The sequence below is a fragment of the Chryseobacterium cucumeris genome (genome assembly GCF_001593385.1).
GTDB lineage: Bacteria > Bacteroidota > Bacteroidia > Flavobacteriales > Weeksellaceae > Chryseobacterium > Chryseobacterium cucumeris.
In genome coordinates this window covers 145,073-166,239 of sequence record NZ_LUVZ01000044.1, presented here as the reverse complement: position 1 = coordinate 166,239, position 21,167 = coordinate 145,073, and the positions used below count along the sequence as shown (strand labels likewise).

The following is a 21,167-nucleotide window of genomic DNA, read 5'->3' as shown; positions in this document are numbered from 1 at the left end:
ATTTAAAGGTTATCTTTATTTTTTGATAAATTTAGATTTGAACTGTTCAATTCCTTTATCATCTATTGTAATAATGTAACCACCTTTAACTAAAGCTGAAACATTAACCTTTCCATTATTGATATTTCCTCTATCTACTAATTGTCCGGCAGCACTATAGATCTTATAAGTTGCTTTATCTGAAACCTTAGTAATATTCAGAACATCAGTTGCAGGGTTTGGATAAATCTGAATGCCATTATTTTTAACAGTACTTTCAGAAGTAGCAAGGTTACCTGTAATCACTACGTTATAATCCTCAACCTCACCATCGAAAAGTTCATCACAAACATAATCTGAAGGTAATGATAAACCAACGTTACCCCCTCCAGTTCCAGCACCTACATAGAATGCTACAACTCTCATTCTTAATGGCTGTCCTTCTACTGCATTCGCTGGAATTGTAACGTTTCCGCTTACTACAGTTGATGGCTGCGTTAATGTTACAGGATAATTCAATACTCTTTCTGAATCACTGAAAACACCATCTTTGTTAAAGTCTATAAATGCAGCTACCGTATCATAATCAGCACTACCGGAGTTCCCTACGGTAACAGACATAGGGTAAACATTCCCTTTTGTTAAGTTAATTTGAAGTGCTGTATTTGTTGTATAGTTTGTATATGTACTATTTACAGAAGTGTTATTTACATTCGCAAGTGTCACATTGGCAATATACTCATAGTCTGAACTTGTTGAAGCAGCTGCGCAGTAAGCAAGTGCAGGTGTACTGAAGTTTACGGATGCAGAATATGTTCCTACTGTAGTACCACAAACTAAAGCTACCTGAACTTCATACGTTGTACCATCAATTAAGTTACTTAAGTTGATTGAAGGAACTGCTGTATCAGCTTCAGTCCATACAGTTGTACCTACTTTTCTGTAACGTACTTTATAAGTTGCGCCTGTATAAGACATCCAGGATACACTTCCTGAAGACACTGTAATGTTACTTACAACAACGTTGGTTGGAGCAGCACTGCTACAAGCAGATAGAGGTGCAATACTTACAGGTCCTACCGCATAGAAAACATTTCCTATTGAAGAAACTCTTACTTTAATTGTCTGACCGTTCAATGAAGAAGGGAAAGTGAAGTTTTCAGATCCGTCATTAGGTGTTGATGCTGATAATACCGTCCAGGTTGTTCCGTTATCTGTAGTGTAATCAATTTTTACATTAGCAACATTATAAGGAGCTGCATTGGTATTGGCAACAATCCATTGAACCGGAGTTGGAGTATTCACATCAGCATATTGGTTAGCTAATCTGAAAGGACCATTATCCCCTACAACAATAGTCTGAACTTTAAAAGCAGATTGCTGTTGAGCTACATTGGAATTATTATCTCTTACCGTTAATGCAAAATTTGTAGTTCTTGCCGTAGTAGACACTGCCTCCCAAGTATTGTTTGCATTATTTAATACTCCGTTCATTACAGACGTAAATTTCGGGAAATATCTTGTTGGGCTTGCGTTTGGAGCAGCAGATCTGAATGAAGCTCCTGATGTTGTGTTTCCTAAGTTATATTTATCAATAGAAACCAAGGCATCATCTACCTCTTCCCAAGAATAAGTCATTGGGTCATTTTCAGGATCTGTAGCACTACCCGTCAAAGCAAAAGCAGTACCTTTTGGTATAGTATATGTTGGCAGATCAGCAATTACCGGTGGGTTATTGGTAATTGTAGTTTCTACGTCACAAGTTTTTGCAATTAAGTTTGCTTGTACCTGACCGATACTTGCTTTATGGAAATAAGGATCAGAGTTTTGCTGAACATCTGTATCAGGACCGGTAATACCAGCATATCCCATAATAGTAGTTCCAGAACCAGGTTCCATATTTACTCCACTTCCTTCAAGATTATGAGAGAAAGTATGATTAGCTCCTAACTGGTGCCCCATCTCATGGGCTACATAGTCGATATCAAAGCTATCGCCTGATGGAATTCCATTCGCAGGAGAAGTATATCCTGAACCTTTTCCTTTAGGAACTGAAGTTGTAGGATTAATACATACACATCCGATACATCCGGCGTTTCCTCCACCTCCAGATTTACCGAATAAGTGTCCGATATCATAGTTGGTATTTCCAACATTGGCTGTCAAAGCTGATTGTAACTGCGCGTTCCACGCTCCCTGTGCTCCGGTTGCAGCTGCAGAATATGGATCAGTAGCAGGATCGATATAAATTACATTAGGAAAGTTCTGTAAATTCAAATGCAATGCAAAGTCTTTCTCAAAAACTCCATTTACTCTGGTTAGAGTATTATTGATAGCAACAAGTGCAGGAGCTCTTTTCTGATCATCCGTAGCAGTAGCAGGTACACCAGCAAGTCCCATAAAGTATTGTGTATACTCACCTGTAACAGACATTGCCAGTCTCATTGTTCTGTATTTCTTATCAGAACTTTTGTTAAAAGTTGTCGGCTGATTAGTGAACGACTGTCCATTTTTTAATAAAGCATCTATTTCCTTCTTAGCAGCAGGAGATTCTTCTGTAGAACACAAGAAACCGTTCTTTTCCTTTTTTGTTTTAGGATGAACAGCATACACTGTTTTATCTGCGGCTGTAGGGTCTATAAATTCATATTTATCTCCATGGATGATCATTGACTGAAAATCATTAGGAGCGATACTGAATCTTAAGTATTTGGTAGGGTCATCGACACTAGTTCCAACATAAGATCCTAATTCATACTTGTCTGCCAGTTCTTTTACAACTACTGGAAAACTATATACATTAAACCTTTCAATCTTCCCGCTCATTGTAGGAAGAGAAATTACTACAGGAGTGGAATTTGCTCCCATTTCCTGTGCATTCTTCAGCTGAGATCTTAGTAAGTTCAGGTCCAGTTTATAATACCCGTTACTTCTTACATTAGATTGATCTACTCTAAATCCTGTACTTCTTTTGTTATCGTCTCCTTTTTTAAGAGAGGTGGGTGTCCATTGGCCGAACACTGCTCCTCCTATAAAAGTAAACATTAAAGCAGTAAATACTTTTTTCATAAATTAAAACACAATTATAATTTCCGCCAAATATAGCTATTTTATAAATCACACAAATGAAATAACTTAATATTTTTTAATATTATACACCTAACAAACATATTCATTAAAAAAAATACAAATCAAAGAATATGATTAATTTTATATTCTATATATTGTACAATTCAAGGATTATCGTTTATAGAAATTATAAGTAACATTCATTAAAAAAAACACAAACTTTAGAACAATCTAAAGTTTGTGTTTTTTATATTTTAAACGCTAAGAGCAGTTATTTCTAGAACTTATAAGCAATATTCCATGCAAATCCCATATTAAACTTTGAGGAACTTTTTCCGAACCCGGGAACTATCATCGGAGAGATGTCATCCTGCTTGGTAGTGTATACCATATATCTTGGCTGAAGATTCACATCTATATAAAAATTAGAGCTGAATAACTGTACTCTACCTCCAATAGTTCCCTCCAGCCAAAAAGAAGACTGCGAGGATGAAGGAAATGCTTCAGAAGAATTACTTCCTCCAAATCCACGAACAGGAATCGCCATATATTCCTGATTATAGAATGATCCTGCCACTTTTCCTCCGGCATAAAATCCGTTGAATTCATTATCAGCATCTTTTGCCAGCATATAGAACGCACCTAACTTTACGAAAGGTCCGTTTGCCTTAGCATCATAGCCATTTTTCTGATATACATTTTTCTCAAAACCTGCTTCTGCAATAGCATGAACATTTCCTTTGATCTTGGAGGAAATAAATCCCTGATACAGTTTTCTATCTGAAAAAAATCCGGCTCCGGTATTCAATACATCAAGGCCAACCATAAAATTAGGTTCATATTTTTCCTGAACCTTCTTCTCTGCTTCCTTTTTTTTGTCTTGTGCCCAGCTTATTATTCCAAATAAACTAAAAAGAAAGGTAAAGATTAGTCTTGTCTTCATTTTCTATTTGATTTTGTCCGACCTCCACTTTCTGAACTGGATCCGGAGTTACTAATTCTGAAGTTAAATTCTCGTAATACTTTTTGATTCCGCATCCGGGAGATACATAGGTTGACTTCGTTGTATAATTAATTCTTACTTTAGATTCCTTCCCCTTTTTAGTAAGTTTAAAATAAACGTCTGTATAAGGTGAATTGTCTACCCGTAGAGGAATTAACCTTGAATCAGTCTTTACAGCGACTCCGAGATCTACCTTTCCTGCACCATAATCTACTGCAACATAGAGTGAATCCAGAGTAGTCTCTTTTCCACTATCCTTATCTCTGTAGGCCACCTTCAGTCTGGGAGTTCCTTCTCCGCTTTCACAAATATCATCGTCACCCCCACAGGAAACAAGCATTCCTAAAAAGCAGATCGCTATAAGAAATTTAAAGTACTTCATATTAAGATTTGAAATTCAAATTTAAATAAATTTATTTTTTAATCAGTAATGCAATGTTCTCAACATGGTGTGTTTGTGGGAACATATCTACTGGTAAGATCTTTACTAAAGTATAATGGTCTTTCATTAAAGCAAGATCTCTTGCCTGTGTAGCAGAGTTACAGCTTACATAAACTATTTTTTCCGGTGAAAGCTTAAGAATCTGCTCTACAACCTTCTGGTGCATCCCGTCTCTTGGCGGATCTGTGATTAATACATCTGCTTTAGGGTGGCTGGCCATGAATTCATCATTGAAAATGTCTTTCATATCTCCACAATAGAATGTTGTATTTGTTAAACCGTTCAATGCTGCATGCTCTATTGCTGCATCTATTGCTTCCTGTACAGATTCTATTCCGATTACCTGTTTTGCATTTCTCGCTACATACTGAGCAATTGTTCCTGTTCCTGTATAAAGGTCATATACTACTTCATCACCTTTCAGGTCTGCAAACTCCAATGTTTTTCTGTATAATTCCAACGCTTGTTTGTAATTGGTCTGGAAGAATGATTTCGGTCCAATCTTAAACTTCAGCCCATCCATTTCTTCCATAAGATACCCTTCTCCGAAATATACGTTGATATTTAAATCATAGATAGAGTCATTCTGTTTAGGATTAATGGCATATACCAATGTTTTAATCTGTGGGAATTTTTCTAATAAGAATTCAAAAAGTTTCTCTCTGTTTTCTTTTTCTTCTCTGTAAAGTTGGAAAAGAATCATCCATTCTCCATGAGAGTTCTGTCTCATCATTAAGGTTCTTAAGAAACCTTCCTGATTTCTCACATCAAAGAAATCCAGGCCAGTATTAACACCATATTCCTTTACAGCCAGTCTAATAGCATTAGAAGGATCTTCCTGAAGGAAACATTCTTTCAAATCAAGAATTTTGCTCCACATTCCGGGAATATGAAAACCTAAAGCATCTTTGCTCCCGAAATTTTCTTCAGAACTGATTTCGTACTGAGTAAGCCATCTTGCATTGGAGAAGGAAAACTCCATTTTATTTCTATAAAAATATTGTTCTTCAGATCCTAGAATTGGCACCGTTTCAAACTCATCAATTCCTCCGATTCTTTTGATGTTATTATAGACTTCTTCCTGTTTAAAATCAAGCTGTTTTTCATAGCTCATATTCTGCCACTTGCATCCTCCGCAAGTACCAAAATGAATACATTTAGGCTCAACTCTGTACGGTGATTTTTCAAGTACTTCAATGGCTTCGCCTTCATAGTATTTAGACTTTGCTTTTTTCACTCTCACATTCACAATATCACCTGGAATTGCGCCTGTTACCATTACCGTTTTACCTTCCTCTGTTTTTCCTATTGCCACGCCTTTTGCTCCGGCTGTCAACAATTTTATATTTTCAAGAGTTAGATCTCTTTTTTTCTTCCTACTCATTCTAAAATTTTCTATTTTCCTAATGGGAACTTTTACGTTCCGGTTTGCAAAAATACAATAAAAAAAACCTTATCCGAAGATAAGGTTTCTATACTGTGTTAAAGTTTATTATTTTGTTGGAGCCGGCTGTGGATTTGCTGGCTGTGGCGCTTGTTGCATTGCAGATGGATCAAGCTGTAATTGTGGCTGCATTTGTGCATTTGGATCTACCTTCGGAGCTGAAAGACCTGTTTGTTTATCCAAAATAGTCACTAGTTCCTGCTCACCAAGGTTTACGAAAGATCTGCTGGCAATTTTACCATCTTTATCGATAATGACAAAGCAAGGTAACTTGAACCCGTATACTCCATATTTCTTAGCGATGTCAGAGTTCAATCCTCCTTCTCCATAAACATTCACTCCCTGAATTCCTTTTAATAAAGAATTGCTTGTCTTAATGAATTGATCTTTTGTATCGTCTACGTTTACAAATACAAAATTCATTTTAGACTTATAAAAGTTTACCACTTCTTTTAATACAGGTACTGTAGCTTCGCTAATGTAAGGATTCCATGAAGCATAGAAGAACAACATATAAGGTTTTCCTTTGTTTTCAGAAAGTTTATATGTTTTTCCGTCTTGTTTTGCTAACGCTGCTTCAGGAGCTGTCTCTCCGATTTTAAGTCCTGTAATAGCTACCTGCATTTTTAAAAGGTCACTTTTAATCGTAGCATCTTTAATATCTGAATCGATGATCTTTTTAATCTTGTCAATATTGGCAGCTGGAGTTGTTGGATGAATATCAGCCTGAGCCATTACAAATGCAAGAAGATAATCTTTTGCAGTTTGAGATAAATCTTTTTTTGTTTTTAAATACTGGGCGAACATCTCAGAAGTTGTAATCCCTGTTTTTCCTTTGCTGTTTGCTTCAGCATATTTCTGGAAATCAGGAGTCATTTTTACAAGAAGATATTGTCTGTAAAGAGGAATAGTTTTTACCATTCCATCTTTGTCTGTTTCCAGCTGAGTTTCGTAATCTTTGAAGGCCTTAGAAGCTTTGAAAGATGGGTTCCCTGACATTGGACCATGAGACATTTCATAGTTGGCAAGCAAGTTAAGAATGGTTACTTTCACATCGTTTTTCTTCCATTCCAAAAGTCCTTTGCTTGGATTATTTTTCTTGGCAAGGTCATCTACATTTTTATTAATATCTGCTTCAATTTTATGCATACCTTTCAAAAATGCAGCTTCGTCACCACCCATTAATACAGGTAAATTAACTTTACCTCCATAGTCTGCCAAGAACTTCATACTTGCCGTAAGGAAGTCATTATTCTTTTTAGCATCTCCGGTAATCACATATTCATTTGGGAAAGTAGCTCCGTTTCCTGAGATATTTACTTTTTGACCACCTTCAAGATAAATCAGGCTTTGTCTGCCCGCGTAATTGATTACGTACATTCCATCTTTAGGAGCGTCAAAATTCCCTGAAAAGTTTCCGTCTTTATCAAGACCTATATTAATCAAAGGCAGGGTTCCTACTCCTGAAGCTTCTACAAATTCAATTCTTTCTAATGGTGAGCTTCCGGTAATTTTTCCTTTTACTTCTACTTTTTTTGAACAAGACATCACAAAGAATGTGATGATAAACAATAAAAGATATTTTTTCATTTCAATTTTTAATATTACACAAAAATACGCTTTTTAGGGCTTGCTAATTCACACTAATTATTTTTTTTAAAAATTTTATTATTACCATTAAAAAGAGATATTCCAATTATTGGAGATCATCTTTTTGGAGGTAAAAAGTATTTGAAAGTTTTTTCAGAAAACGATTTAATTACCTTCCAAATATATACTTAATAAATAAAGAATAACGAAGATCAGTTAATAAGTTAACAAACTTTAACAGGGTTAACTTTTCCATAAAAAAATCGCCTCCAAAAATGAAGACGATTTTCTATGTATTTGAATCAATTCTATCCTTGATCTACAAGAGCAGCCATGTATTCTCTGTTCATTCTCGCAATGTTTTCAAGAGAAATACCTTTAGGGCATTCTACCTCACATGCTCCGGTATTTGAACAGTTTCCGAATCCTTCTTCGTCCATAGCTTTCACCATATTCAGAACTCTTCTCTTAGCTTCTACTCTACCTTGTGGAAGTAATGCGTACTGAGAAACTTTTGCTCCAACGAATAACATTGCAGACCCGTTTTTACATGTAGCTACACAAGCTCCACATCCGATACAAGCTGCAGCATCCATTGCTTTATCTGCATCTTCTTTGGGAACAGGGATAGCGTTAGCGTCCAGTGTATTACCGGAAGTGTTCACAGAGATGAATCCTCCTGCTGCCATTACTCTGTCGAATGCGCTTCTGTCTACCATCAAATCTTTGATTACAGGGAAAGCAGCACTTCTCCAAGGTTCAATAACGATCGTCTCTCCATCTTTGAACATTCTCATGTGAAGCTGACAAGTTGTAATACCTGTATCAGGTCCGTGAGCTCTACCATTGATATAAAGAGAACACATACCGCAGATTCCCTCACGACAGTCGTGGTCGAAAGCGATTGGTTCTTTTCCTTCGTTAATTAAATTTTCGTTCAGGATATCTAACATCTCTAAAAATGAAGAGTCTGTAGATACATCTGATATTTTATAGGTCTCAAACTGACCTTTAGTTTTACTATTTTTTTGTCTCCAAATTTTCAGCGTAAGATGTAAGCCTTTTTTTGCACTCATAATGTTATATTTATAGGTTGGAGATTATTTATAACTTCTAGTTTTAACCTCGATGTTCTCGTAGATCAGTTCTTCTTTATGCAACACTTCCGCGTTGATATCGTCTCCCTGATATTCCCAAGCTCCGACGTATTTGTAGTTTACGTCGTCTCTTTCCGCTTCTCCGTCCGGAGTTGAATGATCTTCACGGAAATGTCCACCACAAGATTCGTTTCTGTGCAGTGCATCGATAGCCATTAATTGTCCAAGCTCAAGGAAGTCTGCTACTCTGAATGCTTTTTCAAGCTCAGTGTTCATTCCTTCTCCTTCTCCCGGAACTTTTACGTTTTTCCAGAAATTGTTTCTTACTTCTTCAATTTCCTTGATCGCTTCTCTTAACCCTTCAGGAGTTCTTCCCATTCCTACTTTATTCCACATAATGTTTCCTAACTGCTTGTGGAAATAGTCAACAGAATGAGTTCCTTTATTGTTTAAGAAGAAATTAATTTTCTCTTTAATTCCTTTTTCAGCCTCATCAAATGGTGCAGAATTGGTAGGAATAGCTCCTGTTCTGATATCTGCAGAAAGGTAATCTGCAATTGTGTAAGGAAGTACAAAATATCCATCAGCAAGACCCTGCATCAATGCAGAAGCACCCAGTCTGTTTGCCCCGTGATCTGAGAAGTTAGCCTCACCGATTACGAAACATCCAGGGATTGTAGACTGAAGATTATAATCAACCCAAACACCACCCATTGTATAGTGAACTGCAGGATAGATCTTCATTGGAGTTTTGTAAGGATCATCAGCGGTAATTTTTTCGTACATTACGAATAGGTTACCATACTTCTCCTCAACCCACTTCTTACCAAGATCATAGATCTGCTGATCTGTAGGGTTATGAATATGTTTTTCGATAGCGGCTTCTTTACCTTTTTTCATGATCTCTGTAGAGAAATCAAGGTAAACACCTTCTTTAGTATCATTATTTTCAATTCCGTATCCGGCATCACATCTTTCCTTAGCAGCTCTAGAAGCAACGTCTCTAGGTACAAGGTTACCGAATGCAGGGTATCTTCTTTCCAGATAATAATCTCTATCTTCTTCTTTAATATTTTCAGGTCTTAATTTACCTTCTCTGATCGCTACTGAATCTTCAATTTTCTTAGGAACCCAGATTCTTCCTGAGTTTCTTAGTGATTCAGACATCAGAGTCAGTTTAGACTGCTGTGTTCCGTGAACAGGAATACAAGTAGGGTGAATCTGTACGTAGCATGGGTTTGCGAAGTAAGCTCCTTTTTTGTGAATTTTCCATGCAGCAGAAACGTTGGATCCCATTGCATTGGTAGAAAGGAAATATACGTTTCCGTATCCTCCTGAAGCAATTACCACTGCGTGAGCAGAGTGTCTTTCAATTTCTCCTGTTACAAGGTTTCTTGCAATAATTCCTCTTGCTTTTCCGTCAACAATAACAAGATCCAACATCTCATGACGGTTGTACATCTTGATTCTTCCTTTACCGATCTGACGGCTCATTGCAGAATAAGCACCTAATAATAACTGTTGTCCGGTTTGTCCTTTTGCGTAGAAAGTTCTTTTTACCTGAACTCCACCAAATGAACGGTTATCCAACTGACCACCGTAATCTCTTCCGAAAGGAACCCCTTGGGAAACGCACTGGTCAATAATATTTGCAGAAACTTCAGCTAATCTGTAAACGTTAGCTTCTCTTGCTCTATAGTCACCACCTTTGATGGTATCGTAGAATAATCTGTAAGTAGAGTCACCATCTCCCTGGTAATTCTTAGCTGCGTTGATCCCTCCCTGAGCTGCAATCGAGTGAGCTCTTCTTGGAGAATCCTGATAGCAGAATGCTTTTACGTTGTATCCTTGCTCAGCTAATGTAGCTGCAGCAGAACCTCCTGCCAAACCTGTACCTACAACAATAATATCAATCTTATCTCTGTTGTTTGGTGCAACAAGGTTCATATGGTCTTTATGATTTTTCCACTTGTCTTTAAGAGGACCCGCTGGAATTCTTGAATCTAATTTACTCATATTAGTATATTGATATTATTGAGTTATAAAATGGAAAACTGCTACGATGATGAATCCTGCAGGAATAAGAATTGAATACCATTTCCCGAAAGCTTTGATCACCGGCGTATATTTTGGATGTCTGGCACCGATAGACTGGAATGAAGACTGGAATCCGTGAGCTAAGTGTAATCCTAACAAAACAAAAGAGATTACATACAAAGCTACTCTCCAAAGGTCAGCAAACTTTTCATGAAGCTCAGGCCAGAAACGTTCTGCATCAGGAGTTAATCCCTCTACATACTTGTAATTCATTTCGTGTAGCCAGAAATCATATAAGTGAAGCGCCAAGAAAGCTAAAATAACAGCTCCTGAAATAATCATATTTCTGGACATCCATGAAGAATTCACTGATGCATTGTTTGCTGCATACTTTACCGGACGCGCTTTATTATTCTTGATCTCAAGCACAAATCCCATTACAAAATGGAAAATTACTGCAAAACCAAGAATAGGCTGCATTAAGAACTGCACAAAAGGATTATAGCCCATAAAGTCAGATGCTGTATTGAATGCATCCTTGTTTAGAACTGATAACAAATTGGTTGTCAAATGCAGTATAAGAAAAATCAGCAAAAATAGAGCTGATAATGCCATAGCGTATTTTCTACCTATCGTAGAACTCGTTAAACCTGCCATATAAGTTTAAATTTGAATTTCCACAAAATTAAGAAAGTTTAACAATATCGAAAAGTGAGAAATCTCACAAATAGACAGTTTGTAATCTTTCTAAATAAGATTTTCACCCATTATAAATACAGGAAAATGGCTAAATTCAGAACCATCATTTCAGATCATAAATCTTATTCCTGAAAACCACTTTTTGAATGGAGGGTGACAAGGTTTTTATCTCAAAATGATCTACTCTTCTGGAAGCACAATATGGATTGACTATATACTGTAAAATCTTCGTCTTATTTTTCATATCCGAAATCCAGAAACAGACTCGGTCACCATTTTTCACTGAAAAAATTTTGTTTCTGTTAAAATGATGAACCAATATCTCTTCCTTCCGATTTTCAAAAGCTGTGATTCCATTTCTTATCATGAGAAATAGTATTGCTGCCATCATCAGCCTCATCGTATTTTTCGTATTGAATTTCAGTATCGCAGCTCTTAGTAAATAGACAAACATTGATACGGATATCACTTCTATCCCATTCATTGGAATATTTTCAAAGAACAGCACATCCACTTCAGCAAACCAATGGATCACCTTCAGTAAAACCTGAATAATCTCATCATACAGACCATTTATAAGTTCAAAATCAATCCCAAAAGAAATAAGAACTGTTATTAAAAAAGAGAAAATAATAATTAATTCAGAAAAAGGAACAATAACAAAATTGGCTAGGATTGATATCAATGAAAACTGATGAAAATAATACAACACCAGAGGTAAAGTTACCAACTGTGCGGATAAAGATATTGTAATCGTGTTAAACAAGAGTTTTTTAATATAATTATCCTGTTTTGGGAAGTATTTCAACAAAGGCTGATTCAGCCAATAAATGCCTAAAACAGCCGAAAAGCTAAGCTGAAAACCTACATCAAAAAGCTGTTGCGTATCTCCGATTAGAATAAAAAAAGCAGACAGGGCCAGTGAGTGAAGCAAATCCGTCTTTCGCTGAAGCAAAACAAAAATGAAATAAACACTCAGCATAATGCAAGATCGTAATACTGAATTCCCAAATCCAATAAAAGCGGCGAACAACCAGATAAAAATCAAACTAAAAATAGCAGCATATTTTCTGAATTGTAAAGGAGCAAACCGAATCAGAAAAAAATAGAATATCCCAAAAACAACCACAATATGAGTTCCGGAAATAGCAAGAAAATGAACCAGCCCTGATCTATTGAAATCTCTAACAGTACCCGTGTCAATCTCTGTTCGGTCTGCCAGAATAATACCTTTTAGAAATTCTTTAGTTTTCTCAGAAATTTCTGTTTTATCTATTTTGTTAAGAACCTCAAACCTATACTGCCTAAGCTGATCTGCCCACTTTAAATCATTCCGTTCTGCAGATATAATTTCTTTTGAAAGATAAACCTGGTAATCAATATGTTTTCTTTTCAGATATTGAGCATAATCAAATTGAAAATCATACGATGGAACCTGAGGTTGTGTAATGTAAGCCTCAGCTTTGTAGTAGTGAATAAAATCCAGCTCTTTACTCTCTTTTGGAACATAAAAAATTGAATTGAAACATGCATTATCTGACTGTGCAATGCCCTCATATTTTCTATATTTTTCCGAAGAATTTAATTTCTGAGAGATCTTAAATGAAATCGTTTCATGCTTCTTCACCAAATGCTTACCAACTAATGAAGAAGTGTTATAGAAATGAAGAACAATTCCTGCTCCGAACAGCAGAAGCATCAGGAAAACTGTTTTGGTTTTATGCAGAAGATAAGAATGAAAGCAGATTAAAATCAACAATATTGAGCAGGTCATTCCAACTCCACCAACAATGGTCTCTGGCAATACCATTTTATCCTGAAAAAGAATTCCAAGAATAAAGCATATTGCCAGAATAAGAAGAGGCTGTTTGTTCAAAATCCATTAATTACCCTTTTAAAATAGGCAATGAATGGGAAATTCATGATCTCTTTAAAAACTAAATAAGCGCTCTGTCATCATTAAAAATGTTAACAGAACGCTTAATTTTTTTTCCTAAAAATTAGGATTAAAAGTATATTATCTCTTTTTCAAAAATTTATCCGTCAAACGCTTCGTTTCTTTGATATAAAATAAAGGATCTTTCCCATAATCTTCATATTTGAAATCACCGGCTTTTTTAGGAACAGCAGGCTCTATTTGTGTTCCTTCATGCCATTCGTTGAATGATGTAATGCCAATGAACTCCGGATTTACTTTAATAGCAGCATCAAACATTTTCTCATAATATTTTCCATTGTCTCTGCTTTTGAAGTTCGCTTCATTCCATGGACGGATTCTCGTATCGGAATAACCAGGACCCACACAAGGAATAAAAATAAGATGGTGATCTTTAGCGAAGTTTGCCATAAAATCCCAATTCGAAGTTGTACTTCCGTATACAAATCCTTTGCTGGCAAAATAGGTATAGAAACCATCGAAGCCTGCCGAATCAAAAAATTCAGCATCATCTTTCTCAACCCAAAGTCCGATATAAAGGGCATCTAAATCTGTATTTCTGACTGTTTTTTCTCCATTTGCGGATAGTATTTTCACCCATTCTTCTTTAGGTATTTTATAGCTATCATAGACATAAAACAGAGGTTTCCCTTCTTTTTTATAGAATGCATGATGATTAGAATACGTTTTTACCAGATAAGAAAGCTGCTCTTTTAATTCTGAAGTGTTTTTATAAAATGGCTCAATGTGAAATGCTATTTTTAAATCATACCGATCTGCAATATCCAGATATTTGATAAGGCTTTTATCCGTAAACGAATCTTTTCCCAGCCAACTTACGACAACCACTCCTGCTCCTGAGTCTTTGATCATTTTCATATGCTGCTCGATGGTTTTCGCATCGTTGGAACTGTAATTGCCAAGAGCCGGATAAAAATTAGCTCCGATATCATCTCCTCCTTTATGATGTCCCAGATTGTTCCACTTCGGATTGCTCCAGTGAGGAAGGATCTCATGATTCCAATGCTGATACTCTCCATCTGTTGCAGGATTGGCGTACCAGCCGTAATAAAATATCTGGACTTTATCTCTTACACTGCTCTGCTGGGCAAAACTGTTTGTGAAAAACAAAGTAAAAGTCAGTAATAACAGAAAACGGTTACAATAATTCATAGTTAAAAAGTAGATTAATAATCAGAAACTCAATACAAACTACACTTTCAATATCACCTCAGCAGCATGATCGCTGGCTCCTTTTCCGCCAAGCTTTTCTCTGAGAAGATGATAGTCATTCAGAACCTGTTCCCTTTTCTCTCCTGACAAAATTTTATTGAGCTCTTCAACCAGATTTTTGGTATTCAGATCATTTTGAATCAATTCTTTCACCACTTCTCTGTCCATAATCAGATTAACCAGAGAAATATAATTGATATTTTTCACCAATCTTTTAGCAATAGCATAGGAAATTTTACTTCCACGATAGCAAACTACTTCAGGTATATTCAACAAAGCGGTTTCCAACGTAGCTGTTCCGGAAGTCACCAAAGCCGCTTTTGAACATCTTAGCAGATCATAGGTTTTATTAGAAACAAAATGAACATTATCATCTACATATTTCTGATAAAATTCTTTTGGAAGACTTGGCGCACCGGCAATCACAAACTGATAGTTTTGGAACTGCGGTCTTACGGAAAGCATTATTTCAAGCATCTTTTCTACTTCCTGTTCTCTGGAACCAGGAAGCAATGCAATGATTTCTTTTTCATTCAAGCCATGCTCCGATTTGAAACGTTCAATACTTATTTCCTCAAGGTCTGAAATAGCATCCAGCAAAGGATGACCTACAAAATGGGAGTGAACTCCATGTTTTCTGTAAAAGTCTTCTTCAAATGGAAGGATGACCATCATTTCATCCACATATTTTCTAATAATCTCTACTCGGCCTTCTTTCCAAGCCCAAAGCTGGGGAGAAATATAATAAACAACTTTGATTCCCAATTCCTTGGCAAATCTGGCAATTCTCAGATTAAATCCAGGATAATCCACCAAGATCAAAACATCAGGCCTGTTCTTCTGAATATCCTCTTTACAGAATTTAATATTATTCAGAATAGTACGGAGATTCATCACCACTTCCAGAAATCCCATAAAAGCAAGATCACGGTAATGCTTCACCAACGTTCCGCCCTGAGCTTTCATCAGGTCGCCACCCCAAAATCTGAATTCCGCTTGGGGATCCTTGTGTTTTAAGGCTTTCATCAGATTGCTTCCATGTAAATCGCCGGAAGCTTCTCCTGCAATAATATAATACTTCATTTCTATAGTAAGGATAGAGAACAAATTAAGACAGATATGATCTTAATTCGTAAATTTGTTCAAAGATAATGATAAAAAATGTCAGAAGAATTTGAAATCCGGAATAAAGTTGCAGAAAGCGGCCTTATCAATTTTGACCTTACCACTTTACTACCAAAAGGGGAAAGAAAAGGCATAGACCTTAAAGATTTCCTTTTTCAGGAATTGATCCTGAAAGAAAAAGATTTCCGCGAAAAGGTAGATGCTATCGATACGGAAAAATATAAAGACACTTACGTATATATTTACAATTCTGTAGACACTATTATTCCTCTATGGGCTTATTTTGTTTTAACAGCAAAAATTACCGATGTAGCAAAAAAAGTAGTTTTTGGAAACCGCGAGGATCTGGAAGTTATTTTAATGCATAATGCTATCCAGACCCATGATTTTGAAGAAATGAGAGGAAAAAGAGTACTGGTGAAAGGATGTTCAGATAAAGAAATTCCTGAAAATGCTTATATCGAATTGGTAGAACAGCTAAAGCCTATTGTAAAATCTCTGATGTTCGGAGAAGCGTGTTCAAACGTTCCTATCATTAAAAACTAAGGTCTTCTGAAACACGCTCAGAAACTTTAACAATAATTATGAAAGGCGGTGATTTTGTGAGGCATATTTTTTGATAACTTTGGTGTACTTAATACTAAATAAACACAAAAAATGAGTTTAATTGACCTACTTACAGGGAACACAGGCAATCAGGTTGCTGAACAGGCTGAAAACAAATTCGGAATCAGTAAAAACCAGGTAATTGCCCTGTTAGCTGTTGCTACCCCTCTTATCATTTCTTATCTTAGAAATAAATCTCAGGATGCTAAAGAAGCAGAAGCTTTAAATAATGCTTTAGATAAAGACCACAACGGAAGTATTTTAAATGATGCTTCACAAATTGAAGCAAGACAGGCTGAAGGAGGATCTATTCTTGATCATATCTTCGGTGGGCAAAAAAGCACCGTTGAAAACCAACTGTCACAGAACACAGGAATTTCAATAGACAAAATTGGTCCTATCCTTGCGATGCTGGCACCAGTAGTAATGGGTTACATCGGACAGCAGAAACAACAGAGCAATGTAGGAGCAGGCGGCCTGGGAGATCTTTTAGGAGGGATCCTTGGTAATGCTTCCAATCAGGCACAAGCTCAGCAGTCTAATCCTTTGAATGACATTCTTGGAAGTGTTTTAGGAGGTGGCGGACAATCACAATCATCAGGAAATCCACTGAACGATATACTGGGAAGTGTATTGGGTGGTGGTGGAAACCAACAACAAGGCGGCGGTTTAGGCAGCATCCTTGGTAATATTTTGGGAGGTAAATAATTAATTTAATTTTCATAAAAAAGACCGGAGATATGATCTTCGGTCTTTTTATTTTTGATTACTTTTTAGATTTTTCTTCAGAAGCTGCAAAAGATTTTGAGGCTTTTTTAGGTCTTCTTTTACCATAACTTCCTGAATTGATTTTCCCTCTTCTAGATTTTTTGTCTCCTTTTCCCATAGTATTATGTATTTGTTGTACCACGAATTTAGAAAATACAATACTAAAATCCAATTAATGAAGCTGTTAAAGTTTTATAAATTAGGGAGGAAAGCTGGAGAATTCCATCACCCACGCTTTCTACACTTTTATTGTCTTCCATTTTCCTTTTTTAAATAAGATAAAGGCAACAATGGTAATCAATGTTTCTGCGGCTGGAATTGATATAAAAACTCCTTTTGGTCCCAAGTCAAGATATTTTGATAAAAAATAGGCCAGCGGAATCTGAAACAGCCAGAAACCAAAAAGATTAACCCAGGTAGGTGTCCATGTATCACCAGCTCCATTAAAGGCATTGATCATCACCATCCCGATTCCATAGAAAATAAATCCTATACTCATAATCTGAAGTGCATTTTTAGCAAAATCTTTAATCGCCATTTCCTGAGTAAAAAAACTAACTAAAAAGTTCCCCATAAAAAGGAAAATTAAACTTACCACCAGCATAAAAATGACATTATATTTCACGGTTTTCATCACCGACTGTTCTGCTCTCAGCATTTCATTTGCTCCCATATTCTGTCCTACCAAAGTGGATGCTGCATTACTCAATCCCCAGGCTGGAAGCATAAAGAACATCATCAGTCTTAAAGCAGTCTGATAACCAGCCGATGCATTCTCTCCTCCTGTAGTTGCTACAAGTTCTGCAAGGAAAATCCAGCTGCATGAGGCAATGACAAACTGAAAAATTCCAGGAGTTGCAATTTTTATAATGGATTTGATTAATGAATAATTCGGCTTAAAATAAGGAAGTTTAATTCTTATCTGAGTATCCGCAACCAAAAGATGATACAGCTGATAAATTACTCCAATACTACGTCCTATTGTTGTTGCCAAAGCAGCTCCCGTTAGTCCCAAAGCAGGAGCAGGCCCAACGCCTTTTATCAGAATCGGACAGAGAATGATATTCGCAATATTCGCGATCCATAAACTTTTCATAGCAATCATAGCATTTCCGGCCCCTCTGAAAATCCCATTAATTAAAAATAAAAGCATAATAATCGTGCTGCTTCCCATCATAATTCTGGTAAAACTCTTTCCATAAGCAGCCGCTTCCGGTTTTGAGCCCATCAGAATCAGAATTTCTTCAGCATAAATTACTCCAAGCAAACTTAAAATAAAAGTAATCGCAAAGGAAACGAGTAATACCTGTGCTGCGCTTCTGGAAGCCTGTTCCGGATTTTTTTCACCAATTCTTCTCGCTACCAAAGCTGTGGCCGCCATACTCATCCCAATAGCAATAGAATACATTATCGAAAGTACAGATTCGGTAAGCCCTACCGTTTGAATCGCAAAACCGCTTTCTTTCAAATGGCCGACAAAATAAAGATCCACAAGAGCAAATACAGATTCCATAGCCATTTCCAGCATCATGGGAATGGCTAAAAGCAGTACAGCACTTCTGATATTCACTTTCGTAAAATCAGTTTCTTCACCACTGAATGCTTTTTTCAAAAATTCAATATATTTTGTCATTTCGCAATTAATATTTTATGTAATCCCAAAAATACAAATCCAATTATTAGAAAAACTTAGCAATTGGTAATAAAATTTAATTTAGATTTGTATATTCTTAAAAATTATCCTTATGAAAAAAATAATCTCTACTACTTTTCTATTTGGAATGTTACTGTCCAGCAGCATGTTCTCTGCCCAGAAGATGAGTCAGGAAAAGATGAAAGCCATTTATTCTGATGATATAGCAACATTTAAAAAACAGTTTGCTCCGGGAGATTACAACAAATGTTTTCTTGTGGGAGATATACTTTATTCACCCCTTGGCTTCAGTGTAATGTCTGACAGAAAGAATATTATCAACTTCCTTTTGGACAATAAGGCAAATGTGAATAAAAAATGTCAGAATAAAACACCTCTTGAAGTAGCTGATGAAACAAAAGGCAGTGAGGATGTAAAGAGAATTCTGATCGCAAAAGGTGGTAACAGAATTTAAAAAAATCCAAAAACAATATATGAAACTTCCGAAAGGAAGTTTTTTTTATTTATAAAACCTGCAAAAATCTTATCTTTGCCAACGAAAAATTCAAGGTTCGGAATTGAACCTTAAACATTGAACTTTAAACAAATAATTATGTTTCGATCACACACCAACGGAGAGCTATCTCTGAAAAATCTGAATGAAGAAGTTACACTATCAGGATGGGTACAGACTATCCGTGATAAAGGATTTATGATTTGGGTAGATCTTCGAGATCGTTACGGAATTACCCAGCTGGTTTTTGACCAGGACCGCTCTTCTGCTCAATTGATGGAGGAAGCTAAAAAACTGGGCCGTGAATTTGTGATTCAGGCTACCGGAAGAGTTATTGAAAGAGTAAGCAAAAACCCTAATATTCCAACCGGGGAAATCGAAATTCTGGTAGAAAAACTGACTATTCTGAACGATTCTCAGCTTCCACCTTTCACCATTGAGGATGAAACGGATGGTGGTGAGGAATTAAGAATGAAATACCGTTATCTGGATATCAGAAGAAATCCGGTAAAAGATAAGCTGATCTTCCGCCACAAAATGGCACAGAAAGTAAGAAATTATTTATCTGAAGAAGGTTTTATTGAAGTGGAAACACCTGTTTTGATCAAGTCTACTCCAGAGGGAGCAAGAGATTTTGTTGTACCAAGCAGAATGAATCCTGGACAGTTTTATGCATTGCCACAGTCTCCACAAACTTTCAAACAGCTTTTGATGGTAGGTGGGATGGATAAATATTTCCAGATTGTAAAATGCTTCCGTGATGAGGATTTAAGAGCAGACAGACAGCCGGAATTCACGCAGATCGACTGTGAAATGGCTTTCGTAGAGCAGGAAGACGTTATGAACGTATTCGAAGGAATGACTAAGACTCTATTAAAAGACATTACAGGTAAGGAATTCGGAGATTTCCCAAGAATGACTTTCGCAGATGCGATGAGAAAATATGGAAATGACAAACCGGATATCCGTTTCGGAATGGAGTTCGTAGAACTGAATGAACTGGTAAAAGGAAAAGACTTTAAGATATTTGATGATGCTGAATTAGTAGTCGGAATCAATGTAGAAGGGTGTGCAGACTATACGAGAAAGCAGATTGATGAACTTGTGGATTGGGTTAAACGTCCTCAGATTGGTGCTTCAGGAATGGTTTGGGCAAAATTCCAGAATGATGGTGTAAAAACCTCATCGGTAAATAAATTCTACAACGAAGAAGATTTAGCAAAGATCATCGAAAAATTCGGAGCAAAAGAAGGTGACTTGATGTTGATTCTTTCTGGAAACGAAAATAAAGTAAGAGCTCAGCTTTCTGCATTAAGAATGGAACTTGGAAACCGTTTGGGATTAAGAAAAGGAAATGAGTTTGCTCCACTTTGGGTAGTAGACTTCCCGCTATTGGAATGGGATGAAGATACCGAAAGATACCATGCAATGCACCACCCGTTCACCTCTCCGAAGCCAGAGGATATCCACTTACTGGAAACTGATCCTGGTAAAGCAAGAGCCAACGCTTATGATATGGTTCTGAACGGAAACGAAATCGGTGGAGGATCTATCAGAATTTTTGACAGAGATCTTCAGTCTAAAATGTTCGATTTATTAGGATTTACCAGAGAAGAAGCAGAAGCTCAGTTCGGATTCCTTATGAATGCCTTCAAATACGGAGCACCACCACACGGAGGTTTAGCATTCGGATTTGACCGTTTGGTAGCGATTCTTGACGGAAACGAAGTAATCAGAGATTATATCGCTTTCCCTAAGAACAATTCAGGACGAGATGTAATGATCGATGCGCCTGCTTCGATTGCTGATGCACAGCTCGACGAATTAGAATTACAATTGAATTTAAAAGCATAAATGTAAAGCGGGGCAAATGCCTCGCTTTTTTATATTCTTATACAGGAACCTTAAGTTTATCCTGAACTTCCTGATGCTTTATACTACAATACTATTTTTGAAAAACAAATAGTAATAAAGTAGTATTATTTAGAATCA

General features: G+C 36.5%; 17 protein-coding genes. 4 read left to right on the top strand and 13 right to left on the bottom strand.

All coding sequences use genetic code 11. The features are described 5' to 3' along the window. Window positions 1-15: 15 nt before the first annotated feature. The 11 genes from A1704_RS19990 to lpxB form a co-directional block, all read right to left on the bottom strand. Window positions 16-3,048, bottom strand: a complete 3,033-nt coding sequence (locus A1704_RS19990) for a reprolysin-like metallopeptidase (protein ID WP_062675790.1) — start codon at window positions 3,046-3,048, stop codon at window positions 16-18. A 277-nt stretch (window positions 3,049-3,325) separates the two neighbouring features. Then, window positions 3,326-3,991, bottom strand: coding sequence for a DUF6048 family protein (locus A1704_RS19985; protein WP_062675789.1), 666 nt, complete (start codon window positions 3,989-3,991; stop codon window positions 3,326-3,328). Then, window positions 3,957-4,433: a DUF6452 family protein gene (locus A1704_RS19980; RefSeq protein WP_062675788.1), complete on the bottom strand. Its 477-nt coding sequence runs from the start codon at window positions 4,431-4,433 to the stop codon at window positions 3,957-3,959. Before A1704_RS19980 ends, A1704_RS19985 begins: the two co-directional genes overlap by 35 nt. Window positions 4,434-4,464: 31 nt before the next feature. Continuing rightward, entirely contained in the window at window positions 4,465-5,877 is a 1,413-nt protein-coding gene (rlmD, locus tag A1704_RS19975) for a 23S rRNA (uracil(1939)-C(5))-methyltransferase RlmD (protein ID WP_062675787.1), read from the bottom strand. 108 nt (window positions 5,878-5,985) lie between these two features. After that, window positions 5,986-7,527 carry a TlpA family protein disulfide reductase gene (locus tag A1704_RS19970; RefSeq protein ID WP_062675786.1) on the bottom strand — a complete coding sequence of 514 codons (1,542 nt, stop codon included), beginning with the start codon at window positions 7,525-7,527 and terminating at the stop codon, window positions 5,986-5,988. Between the two features lie 308 nt (window positions 7,528-7,835). Beyond that, window positions 7,836-8,603 (bottom strand): succinate dehydrogenase/fumarate reductase iron-sulfur subunit, encoded by a 768-nt coding sequence (locus tag A1704_RS19965; protein WP_062675785.1) that lies wholly within the window; start codon window positions 8,601-8,603, stop codon window positions 7,836-7,838. 24 nt (window positions 8,604-8,627) lie between these two features. Next, window positions 8,628-10,640 carry a fumarate reductase/succinate dehydrogenase flavoprotein subunit gene (locus A1704_RS19960; protein ID WP_062675784.1) on the bottom strand — a complete coding sequence of 671 codons (2,013 nt, stop codon included), beginning with the start codon at window positions 10,638-10,640 and terminating at the stop codon, window positions 8,628-8,630. A 15-nt stretch (window positions 10,641-10,655) separates the two neighbouring features. Beyond that, on the bottom strand, window positions 10,656-11,318 hold the full coding sequence (locus A1704_RS19955; protein ID WP_062675783.1) for a succinate dehydrogenase cytochrome b subunit: 663 nt from the start codon (window positions 11,316-11,318) through the stop codon (window positions 10,656-10,658). Between the two features lie 145 nt (window positions 11,319-11,463). Further along, complete coding sequence (locus A1704_RS19950; RefSeq protein WP_062675782.1) at window positions 11,464-13,236, bottom strand: ComEC/Rec2 family competence protein; 1,773 nt, start codon at window positions 13,234-13,236, stop codon at window positions 11,464-11,466. 141 nt (window positions 13,237-13,377) lie between these two features. Continuing rightward, window positions 13,378-14,469, bottom strand: coding sequence for a glycoside hydrolase family 99 protein (locus tag A1704_RS19945; protein ID WP_062675781.1), 1,092 nt, complete (start codon window positions 14,467-14,469; stop codon window positions 13,378-13,380). A 39-nt stretch (window positions 14,470-14,508) separates the two neighbouring features. Beyond that, entirely contained in the window at window positions 14,509-15,612 is a 1,104-nt protein-coding gene (gene lpxB, locus A1704_RS19940; protein WP_062675780.1) for a lipid-A-disaccharide synthase, read from the bottom strand. 78 nt (window positions 15,613-15,690) lie between these two features. On the opposite strand from lpxB, the gene A1704_RS19935 reads away from it, so the two are divergent. Beyond that, on the top strand, window positions 15,691-16,200 hold the full coding sequence (locus A1704_RS19935; RefSeq protein WP_062675779.1) for a DUF2480 family protein: 510 nt from the start codon (window positions 15,691-15,693) through the stop codon (window positions 16,198-16,200). Window positions 16,201-16,311: 111 nt separating this feature from the next. Further along, window positions 16,312-16,968 carry a DUF937 domain-containing protein gene (locus A1704_RS19930; protein WP_062675778.1) on the top strand — a complete coding sequence of 219 codons (657 nt, stop codon included), beginning with the start codon at window positions 16,312-16,314 and terminating at the stop codon, window positions 16,966-16,968. A gap of 58 nt (window positions 16,969-17,026) precedes the next feature. Here the strand turns inward: A1704_RS19930 and A1704_RS23920 are convergent, their stop codons facing one another. Further along, a complete protein-coding gene (locus A1704_RS23920; RefSeq protein ID WP_065119703.1) occupies window positions 17,027-17,146 on the bottom strand; it encodes a 30S ribosomal protein THX in 120 nt (39 codons plus the stop codon). A gap of 120 nt (window positions 17,147-17,266) precedes the next feature. Beyond that, entirely contained in the window at window positions 17,267-18,661 is a 1,395-nt protein-coding gene (locus A1704_RS19925) for an MATE family efflux transporter (protein ID WP_062675777.1), read from the bottom strand. A 112-nt stretch (window positions 18,662-18,773) separates the two neighbouring features. Between A1704_RS19925 and A1704_RS19920 the strand changes: the two genes are divergently transcribed. Beyond that, window positions 18,774-19,136 (top strand): ankyrin repeat domain-containing protein, encoded by a 363-nt coding sequence (locus tag A1704_RS19920; RefSeq protein ID WP_062675776.1) that lies wholly within the window; start codon window positions 18,774-18,776, stop codon window positions 19,134-19,136. 138 nt (window positions 19,137-19,274) lie between these two features. Continuing rightward, on the top strand, window positions 19,275-21,029 hold the full coding sequence (aspS, locus tag A1704_RS19915; RefSeq protein WP_062675775.1) for an aspartate--tRNA ligase: 1,755 nt from the start codon (window positions 19,275-19,277) through the stop codon (window positions 21,027-21,029). Window positions 21,030-21,167 lie beyond the last annotated feature (138 nt).